Source organism: Streptomyces sp. NPDC006385 (assembly GCF_040612485.1).
In the GTDB taxonomy this organism is placed as follows: domain Bacteria; phylum Actinomycetota; class Actinomycetes; order Streptomycetales; family Streptomycetaceae; genus Streptomyces.
Map to the genome: position 1 here is coordinate 1 of NZ_JBEXQG010000089.1, position 15,742 is coordinate 15,742.

The following is a 15,742-nucleotide window of genomic DNA, read 5'->3' on the forward strand; positions in this document are numbered from 1 at the left end:
GCGCGCGAGCGCTGCCGGAACGGTCGTGTGGGTCTCCTGCGCCGCGGTCGCCGAAGTGCCCGACCCGCTTGCCGGGCCGAGGGCTGGCTCACCGCCCGCCAGGGCTCGGGGACGAGGGTGGCCGAGCGGGCCGAACCTCCCCGGCGTAGCGAGCGAGCGCCGCGCGACGCGCCTCCACGCGCGCGTGGACCTCGGCACGACCTGCGGCAGGGCTCACCGGACGCGTCGGCGTTCCCGCGCACGGCCTGGCTGGCCTCCTATCGGCGGGCGCTCCAGCAGGCGCCGAACGAGGTCTTCGGGCCCGGTGACCCCGCCGGACGCGTCGAACTGCGTGAGGCGCTCGCCGAGTACCTGGCACGCGCGCGCGGCGTGCGCACCGAGCCGAGCCGGATCGTGATCTGCTCCGGCTTCGCGCACGCCCTGCGGCTGCTGTTCGGCCAGGACGGGGGCGGTGACGGAAGTGGAGGCGGAGGCCGGAGTGGAGGCGGAGGCCGGAGTGGAGGCGGAGGCCGGAGTGGAGGCGGAAGCGGCGGCGTGCTGCGCGGCCCGCTGGCCGTGGAGGCGTACGGGCTCGGCTTCCACCGGGAACTGCTCGCCGCCGCGGGCGTACGGACCGTACCGCTCCCCCTTGACGAGGACGGCGCACGCGTCGATCGGCTGACCCGCGAGCGGACCGTGCTGCTCACGCCCGCGCACCAGTTCCCGACGGGCGGCCCGCTGCACCCCGAGCGTCGCGCCGCCGTGATCGACTGGGCACGCGCGCGTGGAGGCGTGCTCCTGGAGGACGACTACGACGGGGAGTTCCGCTACGACCGCAAGCCCGTCGGTGCCGTCCAGGGCCTCGATCCCGAGCGCGTGATCTTCGTCGGCTCGGTCAGCAAGAGCCTGTCCCCGGCGGTGCGACTGGGGTGGATGGTGCTGCCGGAGCGGTACGTCGGCGACGTGCTCGCGGCCAAAGGGGAGCGCGAGGCGTGGGCGAGCGTCCTCGACCAGCTGAGCCTCGCCGACTTCGTGGCCTCAGGGGCGTACGACCGTCATGTACGGCGGATGCGGCAGCGGTACCGGAGCCGTCGCGACCGCCTCGTCGCGGCGCTCGCCAGGCACGCGCCGCACATCGAGGTCACCGGTGTCGCCGCCGGACTGCACGCGGTGCTGCGGCTGCCGCCCGGCACCGAGCGGGCCACGGTCGAGGCGGCCACCCGGCAGGGCATCGCCCTGGACGGCCTCGCCGAGTTCCGCCACCCGCAGGCCACGGAGGCGGACATGCCGGTACGCGACGGCCTCGTCGTCGGCTGTGCGACGCCCTCGGAGCACGCCTACGAGGCGGCGTTGGAGGAGCTGTGCGGGGTGCTGCGTGAGGCATACCGGCCCGTGAGGCACACCGGCCCGTGAGGCACACCGACCGCTGCCTTGACCCACACCCGCCGCTGCCCTGACCCACACCCGCAGCTGAACTAAGGCGCCCGCCCGCACCAGGTCTCTGGAGCCACCCGCACCGGGTTTCTGGGGCCGCCCTCGCCGAATCATGCCCGCGGAGGAGCCGTGGGGTGCATCCCTCGGACGAGTCACCCGGATCCGATCTCCTGCCATAGTCGGATTTCTCATCCGATCTTCCCGAAAAGCGCCTTCCGGGCTACATGTATCCGAACAGGAGTGGGACCATCGGATCAGGAGGCGTGCTGTCGTCGCACCCGGTCCCGGATCGGCAGCGGCTCGCCCCCATCCTTCGTTCCGCCGTCAGGCGCAGGGCCAACCCCGCGCGTCCCCCCTGTTGGCGGCCGGTCCTGGAGGGTGTTCATGACGACGCTCGACGAACGTCACGGAGAAGGTGCACGCGACGGGGGAGAGCTCCGGGGCGATGTCGCCCTCGGCCAGGTCGGGACGCACCCACCGGCCATCGTCCCGCTGGACCAGCCCGGCGCCGCACTCCCGCGCCTGATGGGGTCCAAGGCGGCGAACCTCGCCCGCGCGGCCCACGCCGGACTGCCCGTGCTGCCCGGTTTCGTGATCCCGCCCGGAGCAGGCGGCGACGCCGTGGCCCTGCGGCGGGCCTGGGACGAACTCTCCGAGGGCGGCGCCCGCCCCCTCGTCGTACGGTCCTCCTCGCCGCAGGAGGACACCGAGGAGTCCTCCCTGGCGGGCCAGTTCACCTCGGTGCTCGACGTGCAGGGCTGGCGCGCGTTCCGCACGGCCGTCCAGACCGTGCTCGACTCGGCGCGTCGCCCCGACGGGTCCACGGCGCCGATGGCGGTGCTGGTGCAGCCCATGCTCACGGCACGGGTCGGCGGGGTGATGTTCGGCGCCGACCCCGTCGCGGGGCGGGACGACCGGATGCTGGTCAGCGCGGTGCGCGGCGGGCCGGACAGCCTGGTCAGCGGCGCGCAGGCCGGCACCGACTACTGGCTGAGCGGGTTCGGGCGGCTCCTGCGGACGGAGGTGGCGAGGGAAGCTGCCTCGGCGGACGCCCAGGTCGTGGGCGGCCCGCGTACCGCGTCCACGCAGGACGGCTCCTTGCTCACGCGCCCCGAACTGTTCCGGCTGGCGCGACTCGCGCGGCGGGCTCGGCGGGTCTTCGGCGGACCGCAGGACATCGAGTTCGGTTTCGACGCGGACGGGCGGCTGTGGCTGTTCCAGAGCCGGCCGATCACCGCGATGGCGCCGCGGCCGGCGCGCGGGGCGCGGCTGCTCGGGCCCGGTCCGGTGGCGGAGACGCTGCCCGAGCAGCTCGCACCACTGGAGGAGGACCTGTGGGTGGCGCCGATGGCCCGTGGGCTCGCCACCGCGCTCGACCTCGGGGGCGCCGCGCCGCGCCGACTGCTGCGGTCGGTGCCGGTGGTCACGACGGTCGCCGGACGCGCCGCCGCCGATGTGCGTCTGCTCGGCGCCGTGCCCCCTCGGCACCGGTGGCTGGCGCTGCTCAACCCCGCGCCGGGGGCGCGTCGGCTCACCGCGGCCTGGCGGACGGGGCGCCTCGCGTCGTCCCTGCCGGGGCTGGCCACCGATCTCGCCGCCGACGTCGACCGCCACCTCGCCGAGATCCCGTCACCCGCCGGGCTGTCCGGCTCCGCCCTGGCCGCGGAGCTCCGCTGGACCCGCCGGGTCCTGGTCTCCCTGCACGCCCAGGAGGCCCTCGCGGGAGCCCTCCTCGACGAACCGTCCGGGAGCCGCACAGCGGCAGGCACCGCCCTCGCCGCCCTGGCCGAGGCCCGCGCCCGGGGCATACCCGACGACGGGTCGGTCACCACGGACCCCGTGATCCTGGCCCTCACCGCCCCGAGCCTGCACGGACGGAAACGGCTACCGGGCGCCGCCGATTCGGGTCGACGGCTCACGACGGGACTGCCGGCCAACGGCACGGCCCACTCCGGAACGACACCGGACCGAGCCGCACATACGGCACCAGCGAGCAACGGCAACCGCCCGCCCTCCCCACGCCCGCCCGCACTGGAACCGGCACGACAAGGCACCCACCTCACCAGCACGGCCCTCGCCGTGTACGCCACCGCGCACACGGACGCACTCCAGGCCGCCTCCCCCCAAGCCCAAGCCGCCTCCCCCCAAGCCCAGGCCGCCTCCCCCCAAGCCACCTCCTCCCAGGCCCTCACGCCGTCCACTGCACGGCCTCTCACCACACCCGCCACGTCACCCGCCACCCCACCCACCACACCCACCACACCACGCACCACACCACGCACCACACAACGCACCACACCACGCACCACACAACCCCCTCCAGCCACCTCCGCCTCGAACATCACCTCCCTCCCACCCCGCGAAGCCCTACGCCTCCGTATCCGCTGGGTCCAGGAACTGCAGGTGCGGCTCGTCCGGGACATCGCGCGTCGGACAGGGATCGGCGTGGAGCGCCTCGGGCTGTTGCGGTGGGCGGAGCTGGCCGCCGCGCTGGACGGCGGGGGCCTGCCCGGTGACCTCCACGCGCGCGTGCCGCGTCCGGAGTCGCCGCCACTGCCGGACGCCTTCCGGCTCGCGGACGGTCACGTCGTGGCCGCCGAGCGCGGCACAGGCCGGGGCGAGGGCGTGCGGGGCGTGTCCGCGGGGCGCACCGTCGGGACCGTATGGGACGGGACGGGCCCCCGGCCTTCGGACGCCGTGCTGGTCGTGCGCACCCTGGATCCCGCGCTCGCCCCGCTGCTGCCCGGTCTCACCGGTCTGGTCGCCCAGACCGGCAGCCCGCTGTCCCATCTGGCCGTCCTGGCGAGGGAGTTCGGGCTCCCCGCGGTCGTCGGCGCCACGGACGCCGTACACCGCTTCCCGCCCGGCTCCCGGCTCACCGTCGACGGGACCGCCGGTGACGTACGACTGGGGGACACGTCATGAGGAAGATCGCGTACGTCTTCGCAGCGCTGGCCGCCACCGGCGCGGGCACCTACTTCGTCGTCTACCTGTACCGCTGGCAGTGGCAGCGGGCGATGATCTGCGGCGTGTTGCTGCTGGTGGTTGAGGTGCTGCTGTTCGGCCTGGTGACGCTGGGGCGGCTGAACCGGATCGAGGAGCGGCTGCGGGACACCGACCGGCGGCAGCGGGAACTGGACGCCCGCCAGGAGGACGTGCTGACGCGGCTGCGGGAGCCGACCGCGGCGCGCGAGGAGACACGGTTCCGCTGGCTGGACGACCCGGCGGACCGGGCGTACGTCTTCGTACCGGTCCTGATGGTCGCCGGAGTGCTCCTGTCCGCGCTCGCCTGGGTGGTGCAGAAGGTCGCCTCGGCCACGGCGGGGCCGGCCGAGCGGCGCCTGGCCGGGCGGCTGGCCGTGCTCGCCGCTCCCGACCCGGCGGCACCCGGTGACCTGGAGGACCTGCCACCGCTGGGCGGGTCCCGGGGCCGCGCGGCACGTCTGACCGCCGTCGCCACGGTCAGCGCCGCGCTGCTCGCCGCCCTCGTCGTGGGGCTCGCCGACCTCACCCAGACCCGGCGGGAGAAGGCCAACGAGAGCGCCGCGACCTCGGTGCTCGTGCAGCTCGACCTGCGCAACACGAACATGTCGGCCGACCGGGGGGCGCTGGCGGCACAGCAGATCTGGGAGAGCTGCCGGCACTCCACCTCCGTACCGCTGCGGCACGCCGCCCTCAGCGACCTGGGCGACGGCATGTTCGCCGGGGTGGTACGGCCCGCGCTCACCGACCACGACCTGATGCGGCTGCGCGGCTGCCTGGAGGACGCGATCCTGGAGCGCGCCCATCTCACGGTGGCCGCCGTCAGCGACGTGGAGCCGGCTGACGGATCACGGTGATCGGGGAATGGTGATCGGGGAATGGTGATCGGGGAATGGTGATCGGGGAATTGAGTAACCGGGCATAACAAATGAGACATGCAGCACATAATCGGACTTAACCGCCTATTGATCACGGGCCGAAGGGTACGCTTCCAAAGCGCCCACGTCCCCTAGTCCCCCGGGTCGCCCATGGCTGTCGTCTCCGAAACCCTGCCCCGCCCTGCCTTCCGCGAGCGCCCACTGTCCAAGCGCGCCCTGCGGGCCCTGCTGGGCCTCCTCATCGGCTACCTCGTCCTGTGGGCAGCCGGCGCCGGCGGCATCCTGGGCCTGTCGTACTGGGCCCGTGAGGAGACCCCCGCACCCGCCGGAACGCGCAGCGTCCACGGTGTGAACCACTTCCAGCCCGTGGACTCCGACGGCCGGCTGTGGCGCGGCTCCGCCCCCTCCCCCGCCGGTTACCGAGCGCTGGCGAGCATGGGCATCACCACCGTCGTCGACCTGCGCGGCGAGCGCATGACCGCCGCGCAGCTGGCGGAACCGGGCGAGGCCGGACTGAAGGCCGTACGCCTGCCGATCCGTGACGGGCAGACGCCGTCGCCCGAGCAGGTGCAGCGCTTCCTCGACGTCGTCTCCTCGGCGTCCGGCCCGGTGTTCGTGCACTGTGGCGCGGGTGTCGGCCGTACGGGCGCGATGGTCGCGGCGTACCTCGTGCACACCGGCAAGGAGTCGCCCTCGCAGGCGGTCCGGCGCAACCTCGCGGTCGGCCCGCCCTCGATCGAGCAGATCTACTACGGGCTCAACCTCAGCCCGGCCAAGGCCGAGCAGCCGCCGCTGCCGGTAGTGGTCATCAGCCGCCTGGTGGACGCTCCGCGGCGCATGATGTCGTACTTGTAGGCCCAGCTCATGGGCCCGGCTCATGGGCCCGGCTCGTGCGCCCGGCTCACAGGTCCACGGCCTACGGCTTGCGCCCCACCGCCCCGTACCCGGGAATGACCCCGTCGTCCTGCCCGGGTACGGGCTCGCCCAGTTCCGGATGCCACCGGTGCGGGATCTCGACGCCGGGCTCGACGAGTTCGAGGCCGTCGAAGAAGCGGGTGAACTCCTCGCGGGAGCGCAGTGCCAGCGTGACGCCGACCGCCTTGAGCTTCTCGGTCGCCGCCTTGGACTCCTCGGGTGTGAAGTCGGCGGAGGCGTGGGTGACCACCAGGTGGCTGCCGGAGGGGAGTTCGGCCAGCAGTCGGCGGACCAGGTCGTGCGCGCCGTCCTCGTCCGAGACGAAGTGCAGCAGCGCGATGAGGGAGAGGGCCACCGGCCGGCTGAAGTCCAGGACCTTCCGGGCGCCTTCGATGATGGCTTCCGGGTTGCGCACATCGGCCTGCAGGTACTCGGTGACGCCTTCGTCCGTGCCGCGCAGCAGGGCCGCCGCGTGGGCCAGCACGATGGGGTCGTTGTCGCAGTAGACGACGCGCGCGTCGGGGGCGACCCGCTGGGCGATCTGATGGAGGTTCGGCTCGGTCGGGATGCCGGTGCCGATGTCCAGGAACTGGCGTACACCGTGTTCGGCGAGCCAGCGGGTGGCGCGGTGCATGAACGCGCGGTTGACCCGCGCCATCACCGGGACGCGCGGGTCGAGGGCCAGCATCTGCTCCCCCATGGCCTCGTCGACGGGGTAGTTGTCCTTGCCGCCGAGATACCAGTCGTACATCCGCGCGGGATGGGGCTTGCTGGTGTCGATCTCGACGGGGTTCAGCCCGGTCATGACGAACTCCATAAGGGTCTGGGACGGCAGAGACGGAACGTGATCAACTCGGCACCAAGATAAGTGAATTGACTGAACGGCATCGACTGAACGGCATCGGCTGAACGCAACAGGCTGAGCGCTGGAAACAACGGGCCTCACGACGTCAGGACCTCACGACCTCAGGACAACAGGAAGTCCGCCTCCCCCGCCTTCGCACCCTCGATGAACGCCGTCATCTCGTCCGTGGTGTAGATCAGCGCCGGCCCGTCCGGGTCGGTCGACTGGCGGACGGCGATACGGCCGTCGGCGAGCTTCATCGCCTCCAGGCAGTTGCCGCCGTTGCCGCCGCTCCACGGCTTGTGCCAGCCCTCGCTGCCCAAGTCCCGCGCGGGCATGCCGTTGTAGACGTGTATGCGCGGCTTGATGCGATCCATTCACAGCTCCTTGCGGAGATCCCGGAGGATCTCCTTCGTGCGATGTGCCGTAGCGGCCTGCGCCGCCATGCGGTCCATGACCTCGAGGTGGGTCGCCACCTCGGGGCGCGCGTCGAGATAGACGGCGCCGGTCAGGTACTCGCTGTAGACCATGTCCGGCAGTTCTGACATGGCAAATCGGAACAGCACGAAGGGCCCGTACGTGCCGGGGTGCGGCCCGTTCGCGAACGGGACCACCTGCAGCGTCACGTTGGGCAGCTCCGTGGCGTCGAGCAGCCTGTCGATCTGGGCACGCATCACCTCCGGGCCGCCGACCTGGCGGCGCAGCACGGTCTCGTCCATCACGGCCCACAGCCGGGGCGCGTCGTCGCGGGTGAGCAGTTGCTGGCGTTGCATGCGCAGGGCGACATGGCCCTCGATGTCGTCGGGGCTGGTCTGGCCGATGGCGCCCGACGTGAGCACTCCGCGCGCGTAGTCCTCGGTCTGCAACAGGCCCGGCACGAAGTGGGGTTCGTACGAGCGGATGAGGCTGGCGGCGCCCTCCAGGCTGACGTACATCGAGAACCAGCCGGGCAGGATGTCGTGGAACCGCTGCCACCAGCCGGGCTTGTTGGCCTCCTCGGCCAGTTGCACGAAGGCCTCGGCCTCGTCGTCGGGGATGCCGTAGGCCTTCAGGAGCAGTTGGAGGTACGGGATCTTGAGCGCGACCTCGGCTGTCTCCATACGGCGGATCGTGGCGGGGGCGACACGCAGGACGCGGGCGGCCTCCTCGCGCTTGAGTCCGGCGCGTTCACGCAGGTCCAGCAGGCGTCTGCCGAGGACGACCTGACCGACCGTCGGCGCGGACCGTGGCTCGCTCACGCTCCACCTCCACGAATGAGTCCCGACTGAACACGGACAGATCGATTGAATCCTGACAGGCCGACGGCGCCATTCGAAGACCTATTCGAAGACCTCGGTAGAACCGGTGGATCCTCGGTGATCCCAACTGGCGCCGTTCGACATGCTGTTGCGAGCAGTGTGCCACGGCCTTCCAAAGAGTCACACAGCACTCTGCAATTTTCAGAGTGACCCTTGCCAAGTGTTCACGGCGGGGCGATAGTGGCAAGCGTGATTCCGTCCCCGCCCTTAGGAACAGACGCCGCCGCGGTCCCCCACGGCCTCGGCGCCCCGGCCGTGGGCCCTCAGCGGGGCGCCGCCGCCGAGCGCCGGTTCCGCTTCGAGCTGGCCGCGCATCCAGGCTCTCCCGCGCGGGCCAGACACCTGACCAGGGCCCGGCTGAACGGCTGGTCGGTGTGCGAGGACACCTGCGACACGGCGGCTCTGGTCGTGTCCGAGCTGGTCACCAACGCGATCGTGCACACCGCGAGCGAGCACATCGTGTGTGAGCTGCACGACGGTGCCGAGCTGGTGCGCATAGCCGTGCGTGACGAAGGATGCGCGCCGGGTGAGCCGCATCCGTTGTCGGCGCGGCCCGAGGAGGAGCACGGGAGGGGACTGCTCCTCGTCGAGGCCCTGTGCCATGCGTGGGGCGCCCATGAACAGGACGCCGGGCTGGTGGTCTGGGCGGATCTGCCGCGCCGGGCCGTCTTCCCGGACGCCTCCCCCCGCGACCTCGAGCCGTGCGACGACCTTGGCTGGGGTTCCCGTCCCAAGCCGGGTCCGGCCGGGGGTTCCGGCGACGAGGACGAGGTACAGGCGCGGTACGGCGGGGGGACGGGGGCCGCATGGCAGTGAGCGGTGCGTCCGGCGGGGGCCAGGTGCTGAGCCTGGACACGCTGGTCCGGCTCCGTCGCGGCATACGGGGCGCTGCCGCTCCTAAGCGGCTGCCGGTCCCGGACGGGATGACGGCGCCGCTGGGCTGCGACGCGGTGGCGGTGCCCGCGCGGTTCGGGCCGTTGGTCCTGCCTCGGTTGCCCCGGGTGGGGTGTGTGTACGCCGACGACGCGCACTGGTGGTGGATCGTGCCGTCCGACTCCGACTACGCGCTGGAGTGGCCGGCGGGGGTGCGGTACGCGACCGGAGCGGTCGTCCTGGACACTCCTCGGCTGATCCACCGGCCGGAGGGGACGATTCCCTATACGCCGCCGATTCCGCTGTATCTGGTGCTGTGCCGGGTGACGGGGACGACGCCTACCTGGTCGCGGCAGCTCAGCGCGTGAGGCTCCGCCGGTGAGGCGGGTTCCATCGGGTTCCTGCGGGTGCCGCGTTTCGAGGAGCACCCCACCGCGTACGCCCGCGCGCACCCCTCACCCCCACTCACGCCCTCCGTCCAAAGCCCTATGCCTGCGCCTGGCCGGCACGCCTGATGCCACGAAGCCGCTGGTGGGGATGTGTGACTCGGCGCGCTGCCCGCAGGCCACCCACCATCCGTGTCACCGTCCCGTGTGGGCCGGGCAGGCCACCGCCATCGACGTGTTCGTTCAAAGCCCCCGGGTCGCCAAGGGCGAGAAGGCGCGGCTGCCCCCGAACGCGACCGCGCCCTGCGAGTCGTCGCCGAGATCGACGCCGCCCAGACCGTTTCCCTTGGAGAGGACTGAGATGGCCCGGCTCACCGAGGAATCCAAGACCCACAACGAGGCCGCGATCCGAGCCGCCATGGAACGGATCCTGAAGGGAGATCTCCCACCCGGCGGCAAGGCCGACCTGAAGACCCTCGCCGCCCTGGCCGACGTGACCCGCACCGGTTTCCATCCCAAGAAGAACCGCGACGGAACCACCCGACCCGGGGCCTACCAGCACCTCGCCGAGGAGTTCGAGCGCAGGTTGAACGAACTCCGCGACGCCGGAGAGATCGTCGATCCCCGGATCTCGCAGCTCACCGAGTTCAGAACCCTGGCGATCTCTCGCCTTGCCGCTCAGCACGACGAGATCGAGCGTCTGCGCAGGCAAGTCACCGACGACGGCGTCGTACGACGGCTGCCAGAAGCCACGAACCACATCGCGCCCTTCGGCTCGTGCAGTTAGGGCCGGTCGCGGTTCGTGACACGGGTCCGGTTCACCGCTTCACCGAAGCCTCGGCGGTCGCGGTTCAGGACCCGCGAGGCGGTGGCGGTTCCGCTCGCCCCCAGGTGGATTGCCGTTCGCGCCGTCGGCGGGCGGCGCGAACGGGACGCGGCTCAGCTGATCGGGCCGAAGATCTCGGTGCGGTCGAAGTCGGCGTCCATGCCGTCCAGCACCGCTCCCAGTTGCTTCTCCTCGTACTTGAAGTGCGTCTCCATGACCGCCTCGATCCCGTCCAGGTGGCGGTGCGCCACTTCCGGGTCGGTCGAGTCGGCCATCGCCTTCTGCAATCCACCGATGAGGTGCTCGATCATGTTGTGGTCCTGGGTCAGCTTCGCGACCACCGGCGCCAGGTCGGGTCGCGCCCGTACCAGTTCCGGGAACAGCGAACCGTCCTCGGCGCGATGGTGGCCGGACAGGGCAGCGCAGAAGCCGTGGCAGAACAACAGCAGGTCGGTGGCGGCGTCGGCGGGGTCGCCGCCGTCCAGTCCAGCCCGCGCCAGCGCCAACGCAGTGCGCAGCTTGCCGTGCACCCGCTGCAGTTCCCCGCCCCAGGCGGTGACACGGTCAGTCGGCAAGAACGCCCTCCCGTCGCAGCCAGGCCGCGCACGCGGTCGTCCAGGACGCGGTGTGCGGCTCGCGCGCAATGAACTTATGCGGCTCGCCGCCGTATTCCACGCCGTCGGCCAGGCCGATGCCGTGACTGCCGCCCGGGTAGACGTGCAACTCCACCGGTACCGCGGCCGCCGCCAGCGCCCGGGTCCACTCCAGGGCGTTGGGCAGGCCCGGCGGGTCCTGAGCGGTGGCCCATACGAAGGTCGGGCACACCGACGCGTCCACATGCTTGGCCGGGGATAGCTCGTCCTTGATGGGCAGCAGGTCGCCGAGCAGGTTCTCGACCACCGACGGCGGCAGCAGGTCGAGGTCGGCCAGCGCATAGGCCAGGATCGCGAAGTCCGGTCGGGGCGGGTCGGCGACGCCCTCCTCGATGGACAGGACCCGGCCGGTCATGAGCAGGCCGGCGAGTTGGCCGCCAGCGCTTGATCCGATGACGCCGACCCGGCCGACGTCGAGGCCGTGGTCGCCGTTGCGGATGTGGTCCAACCCGGCCCGGGCGTCTTCGAGCGGGGCCGGGAACCGGTCCGGCAGCAGCCGGTAGGACAGGACGAAGGCGTGGATGCCGAGGCCGGACAGCCAGCGCGCGTAGCCTTCGCCCTCGTGCGGTGGAAGTTCCCGGAAGCCGCCGCCGGGCAGGACGAGGACGGCGGGTCGGGGGCCGAGGAACCGGTCCTCGGCAGGGTAAAGCGTGATCTTCTGTGAGATTGGGGTGGAAATGGCCGGAGCCACCTTTCGATACGACGCCTCCATGCCTGACGATCCATCCGCCACCGGCACGCGACGCTGCCTGACTATAACCGCCAAGGCCAGATGGGCAGTTGCGTCGCTGCCGCAATGGCGTCAGGGCGAGCACGCAGTCTCCGAGGACCGCGAGTCGGCATCATCGCCTCACACTGCGTTCTCGGCAACGTCAAGCGCGCCTTGCTCATGCCGCCTTCTCAAGCAGCCGCGCGGCGGCCCCTCCGACCGCGCCGGCCACCTGATCAGCGGGCTGCTGACCGAGCCGGCCGCCGCGCCCGAGATCCGCCTGCACGGCGTCGGCCCCTTCCTGCTGCGCCACTACCGGGCCATGTCGGAGACCGCCGAGGCCGAGCAGGCCCGGCTCGCCCGGCTGGCGGCGCGCACGGGGCTGATCGCGGCGGCGTGGACGGGGCTCGCGACCGTCGCGACGTACGCGACACTCGGCGGACTGCTGCTCGCCGGCGCCATGGCACTGTCCGTGGCGGGTACGGCCGTCATCGCGATCCGCACGGGTTCGTCGAGCCTCGACACCCTCGTCCTGGAGGTCAACGCGCTCCACGAGGAGGCCCTCTTCGTCGGTGATCTCCAGCGGCTGTACGTCGAGGCGGCCGAACGGGCGATTCCGGTGGGCGGCGCCGCGCTGCCCGAGGACCCGCGAGAGATCCGCTTCGAGAACGTCAGCTTCAGCTGGGGAGGGTGAGCGTGACGTCGTCGAGGGCGGGGCGGGCGGTTTCACCTGGGTAAACGGCTCCGGCAAGACGACCCTGGTCAAGCTGCTGGCGGGGCTGTACACCCCCGACCGGGGCCGCATCCTGTGGGACGGCGTCGACGCGGCCACCGCCGACCGGCACCGCCTCGCCGAGCGCATCGCGATGGTCGCCCAGGACTTCAAGCGCTGGCCGTTCACGGCGAGGGTCAATGTCGCCGTCGGCCGTTCCTCCGCGCCCCTCACCGAGGAGCGCCTCGCCACCTCGCTCGCCGAGGCCGGCGCCGAGGAGGTGGTGGCCGATCTGCCGCGCGGCCTGGACACCCTGCTGGCCCGGCAGTTCAGCGGCGGGCACGAGATGTCCGGCGGCCAGTGGCAGCGGCTCGGGATCGCCCGGGCCGCCTACCGGCGCGGCCGCATCCTGATCGTGGACGAGCCGACGGCGGCCCTGGACGCTCGGGCCGAGCTGGAGGTCTTCGAGAAGATCCGCGCCCTGGCCTCCGCCGGCCAGACGGTCGTTCTCATCACCCACCGGCTGGCGTCCGTGCGCCACGCCGATCTGGTGCACGTCCTGGACCAGGGCAGGCTCGTGGAGTCCGGCACACCGGACGAGCTGCTGGCCACCGGCGGCATCTACGCCGAGCTGTACTCGCTCCAGGCGCAGCAGTTCACGGCGCGGGTGCCCGCCCCTGAGGCGAGCTGATCGACACCGGGGCCCGGCCGGCCACAAGCCGGTCCGAACGGCCCTGGTGTCACGCGGCCGCGTCGGCCGCGACCTCACCGCGGACGATCACCAGGAACGTGTCCGTCGCGAGGTCCATGACGACCTCGGCGGGCAGACCCTCCATCCGCCGCGCGTGCGCGAACTCCTCCGCCGGCCACGATCCCCGCGGCCCGCCCGCGGGAAAGCGTTCGAGCACTGTTCGCCCGTTCACCATCCTGCACCTCCAGAAAGCGTCGTGCTTGTAGGAGTTAACGCCTGCCGGAGGTGAAACGCCTCGCCCAGTGACGGGACTGAGACGTAGTTGACACTCGTTCACCGCTATGGGTGAGCAACCGCTCACTCTCGATGATCAACCCCTACGTTCCGTATCAGTCCTCGTACTCGTCGTGATACCGGACGCGCGCACTCCCCGCAGGCGCCCCAAGAGCCGACGCGCGCCCCTCGGGTTTCTCCCACTCCTCCTGCCGACCCAGCGCGGTGAGGTCCAGGAAGCTGGTGGTCGAGCCCAGCCCGTCCAGGCCACGCTCATACGTCGAGTAGGTGTGGAACACGCGGTCCCGGTCCCGCAGGAAACAGCTGACGCCGGGCCGCTCCACCCACTCGCCCTCCTGCATCAGGGTCACCTCGAAGTCGTGGTTGAAGTCGCTGCCGTACGACGAGTACCAGGGCACCGTCCACCCCATGCGTGCCTTGAAGGGCAGGAGCCTCGTGTACGGCGCCCGGGAGACGGCGACCAGGGTCGTCCCGCGCGCCTTCAGATGCGCCGGCTGCCCGATCTGGTCCAGGAATCCGGAGCAGCCGCGGCAGCCGGCATCCCATTCGGGGGCGAACATGAAGTGGTGGACGACGAGTTGGTGCCGTCCCTCGAAGAGGTCGAGCAGGGTGGCCTTGCCGTCGCTGCCCTCGAAGACGTACTCCTCCTCGACCTCGACCATCGGCAGTCTGCGGCGCTCGGCGTTGAGCGCGTCCCGCGCGCGCGTGGCCGCCTTCTCCCTGAGCAGCAGTTCCTCGCGTGCCGCGCGCCACTGTTCGCGCGAGACGATCTCCGGAAGCGACATGGGCGCCCCTCCTGTGCAGCGGTCCGTTCCGGGTGGTGACCGTCGGCGGGGGCAGAACTCATCGCCGGCCCGGAGACGTCCCGGGAGATGTTCACCAGGTGTCGTACTCCTGGATGCGCTTGCCGTGACTGCGGTCCAGGAGCGCGGGCAGGCGCTCCCCCAACTCCCCCACCACGGCGGCCACGTCGATCGTCAGCAGCCGCCGGTCGCGCATGAGGATCCGCCCGTCGACGATGGTCGTGCGCACGTCGGAGGAGCGGGCGCTGTGCACGAGGGTGGCGGCGAGGTCGTGGACCGGCTGGGTGTGCGGGCCCGTGAGGTCGACCAGGATGATGTCGGCGCGCCGGCCGGGCGCGATGCTGCCGAGGCTGTCGCCGAGCCCGACCGCGCGGGCGCTCTGGAGGGTCGCGTGGTGCAGGGCTTGGCGGGACGTCAGCCAGCGGGGGTCGCCGGTGGTCGACTTCTGGACGAGGGCGGTGAGGGCCATCGACTCCCAGACGTCGAGGGAGTTGTTGGAGGCGGCGCCGTCCGTGGCGAGGCCGACGGGGATGCCGAGGTCGTGCAGGGCGCGTACGGGTGTGGTGGTGGGCCAGGCGAACTTGAGGTAGCCGCGCGGGGCGGTGGCGACGGCCGTACGACCTGAGGCGTTGCCCAGGACCGGCAGGTCGCGGTCGAGGATGCCGGTGCCGTGGGCGATGAGGACGTCGACGTCGAGGAGTCCGGTCCGTTGAAGGACCTCGATGGGGGTCACGCCGTGGCGGGCGAGGCAGGCGTCGGCCTGGTCGCGGTTCTCGGAGGCGTGGAGGTGGACGGGGAGGCCGTGCTCCCGGGCGAGGTCGGCGGTGGCGGCCAGGTCGGCGTCGTCGACGGTGTAGGGGGCGTGCGGGGCGAGCGCGGTGGTGATACGGCCGTCGGCGCCGCCACGATGCCGGACCGCGAATTCCACCGACTTCTCCCGCCCTCGGTCCCCCTGCGAGGAGAAGAAGGCTTCGCCGAGGTGCGCCCGCATCCCGCACTCCGCGACGACGCCGGCCACGGCGTCCATGGAGAAGTAGTGGTCGGCGAAACAGGTGACCCCGCCCCGGATCATCTCGGCGCAGGCCAGCCACGCTCCCAACGCCACGTCCCTCTCGGTGAGGTTGGACTCCACCGGCCAGACGACGTCGTTGAACCACTCCTCGGTGGGCAGGTCCTCGGCGACACCGCGCAGGGCGACCATGGGGGCGTGGGTGTGGCAGTTGACGAGGCCCGGGAGGGCGACCTGGCCGGGCGCGTCGAGACGCTGGACGGCGGGCCGGTCGCGCACTGCGTCGGCGGTCGTGACGGACTCGACGACTCCGCCCCGTACGACGATCGCGGCGTTCTCCTCGAACCCGATCCGCTCTTGAGCGTCGTGCACGAGGACCGTGCAGCCGGTGATGACGAGGTCGGCGGGTGCTTCCGCGGGAGAAGGCGTCATCCCGCCAACGTACGGCGCGGTCGT

Annotated in this window: 15 protein-coding genes and 1 pseudogene; 8 read left to right on the top strand and 8 right to left on the bottom strand. The window is 71.9% G+C overall.

Translation table 11 applies throughout. From position 1 onward, the window contains the following. From ABZ078_RS38905 to ABZ078_RS38920, 4 genes are all read left to right on the top strand, one after another. Positions 1–1,392: PLP-dependent aminotransferase family protein (locus tag ABZ078_RS38905; RefSeq protein ID WP_356583257.1), on the top strand; the 1,392-nt coding region annotated here is incomplete at its 5' end. 405 nt (positions 1,393–1,797) lie between these two features. After that, positions 1,798–4,338 (top strand): PEP/pyruvate-binding domain-containing protein, encoded by a 2,541-nt coding sequence (locus tag ABZ078_RS38910; protein WP_356583258.1) that lies wholly within the window; start codon positions 1,798–1,800, stop codon positions 4,336–4,338. After that, positions 4,335–5,252 carry a hypothetical protein gene (locus ABZ078_RS38915; protein WP_356583259.1) on the top strand — a complete coding sequence of 306 codons (918 nt, stop codon included), beginning with the start codon at positions 4,335–4,337 and terminating at the stop codon, positions 5,250–5,252. Before ABZ078_RS38910 ends, ABZ078_RS38915 begins: the two co-directional genes overlap by 4 nt. Positions 5,253–5,423: 171 nt before the next feature. Next, positions 5,424–6,128, top strand: a complete 705-nt coding sequence (locus tag ABZ078_RS38920; RefSeq protein ID WP_356583260.1) for a dual specificity protein phosphatase family protein — start codon at positions 5,424–5,426, stop codon at positions 6,126–6,128. 61 nt (positions 6,129–6,189) lie between these two features. Here the strand turns inward: ABZ078_RS38920 and ABZ078_RS38925 are convergent, their stop codons facing one another. The 3 genes from ABZ078_RS38925 to ABZ078_RS38935 form a co-directional block, all read right to left on the bottom strand. Further along, positions 6,190–6,993 (bottom strand): SAM-dependent methyltransferase, encoded by an 804-nt coding sequence (locus tag ABZ078_RS38925; RefSeq protein ID WP_356583261.1) that lies wholly within the window; start codon positions 6,991–6,993, stop codon positions 6,190–6,192. A gap of 161 nt (positions 6,994–7,154) precedes the next feature. After that, positions 7,155–7,409 (bottom strand): DUF397 domain-containing protein, encoded by a 255-nt coding sequence (locus ABZ078_RS38930; RefSeq protein ID WP_062703874.1) that lies wholly within the window; start codon positions 7,407–7,409, stop codon positions 7,155–7,157. After that, the gene (locus tag ABZ078_RS38935) at positions 7,410–8,270 is read right to left on the bottom strand and encodes a helix-turn-helix transcriptional regulator (RefSeq protein ID WP_356583262.1); all 861 of its coding nucleotides are present in this window, start codon (positions 8,268–8,270) and stop codon (positions 7,410–7,412) included. Between the two features lie 240 nt (positions 8,271–8,510). On the opposite strand from ABZ078_RS38935, the gene ABZ078_RS38940 reads away from it, so the two are divergent. From ABZ078_RS38940 to ABZ078_RS38950, 3 genes are all read left to right on the top strand, one after another. Further along, positions 8,511–9,146: an ATP-binding protein gene (locus ABZ078_RS38940; RefSeq protein ID WP_356583263.1), complete on the top strand. Its 636-nt coding sequence runs from the start codon at positions 8,511–8,513 to the stop codon at positions 9,144–9,146. Beyond that, on the top strand, positions 9,137–9,571 hold the full coding sequence (locus ABZ078_RS38945) for a hypothetical protein (protein ID WP_356583264.1): 435 nt from the start codon (positions 9,137–9,139) through the stop codon (positions 9,569–9,571). Before ABZ078_RS38940 ends, ABZ078_RS38945 begins: the two co-directional genes overlap by 10 nt. A 379-nt stretch (positions 9,572–9,950) precedes the next feature. Beyond that, on the top strand, positions 9,951–10,376 hold the full coding sequence (locus ABZ078_RS38950; protein ID WP_356583288.1) for a hypothetical protein: 426 nt from the start codon (positions 9,951–9,953) through the stop codon (positions 10,374–10,376). Between the two features lie 152 nt (positions 10,377–10,528). Here ABZ078_RS38950 and ABZ078_RS38955 read toward each other — a convergent pair whose 3' ends face one another. Both ABZ078_RS38955 and ABZ078_RS38960 read right to left on the bottom strand, forming a co-directional pair. Beyond that, entirely contained in the window at positions 10,529–10,990 is a 462-nt protein-coding gene (locus tag ABZ078_RS38955; RefSeq protein ID WP_356583265.1) for a hemerythrin domain-containing protein, read from the bottom strand. Next, positions 10,980–11,759 carry an alpha/beta hydrolase gene (locus ABZ078_RS38960; RefSeq protein ID WP_356583266.1) on the bottom strand — a complete coding sequence of 260 codons (780 nt, stop codon included), beginning with the start codon at positions 11,757–11,759 and terminating at the stop codon, positions 10,980–10,982. Before ABZ078_RS38960 ends, ABZ078_RS38955 begins: the two co-directional genes overlap by 11 nt. A 238-nt stretch (positions 11,760–11,997) precedes the next feature. On the opposite strand from ABZ078_RS38960, the pseudogene ABZ078_RS38965 reads away from it, so the two are divergent. Then, positions 11,998–13,180, top strand: a pseudogene (locus tag ABZ078_RS38965) (ABC transporter ATP-binding protein); the annotation flags it as partial. A gap of 49 nt (positions 13,181–13,229) precedes the next feature. Here ABZ078_RS38965 and ABZ078_RS38970 read toward each other — a convergent pair. The 3 genes from ABZ078_RS38970 to ABZ078_RS38980 form a co-directional block, all read right to left on the bottom strand. Beyond that, complete coding sequence (locus tag ABZ078_RS38970) at positions 13,230–13,415, bottom strand: hypothetical protein (protein WP_356583267.1); 186 nt, start codon at positions 13,413–13,415, stop codon at positions 13,230–13,232. 154 nt (positions 13,416–13,569) lie between these two features. Then, a complete protein-coding gene (locus tag ABZ078_RS38975; protein WP_356583268.1) occupies positions 13,570–14,259 on the bottom strand; it encodes a DUF899 domain-containing protein in 690 nt (229 codons plus the stop codon). 91 nt (positions 14,260–14,350) lie between these two features. Beyond that, on the bottom strand, positions 14,351–15,718 hold the full coding sequence (locus ABZ078_RS38980) for an amidohydrolase (protein ID WP_356583269.1): 1,368 nt from the start codon (positions 15,716–15,718) through the stop codon (positions 14,351–14,353). Positions 15,719–15,742 lie beyond the last annotated feature (24 nt).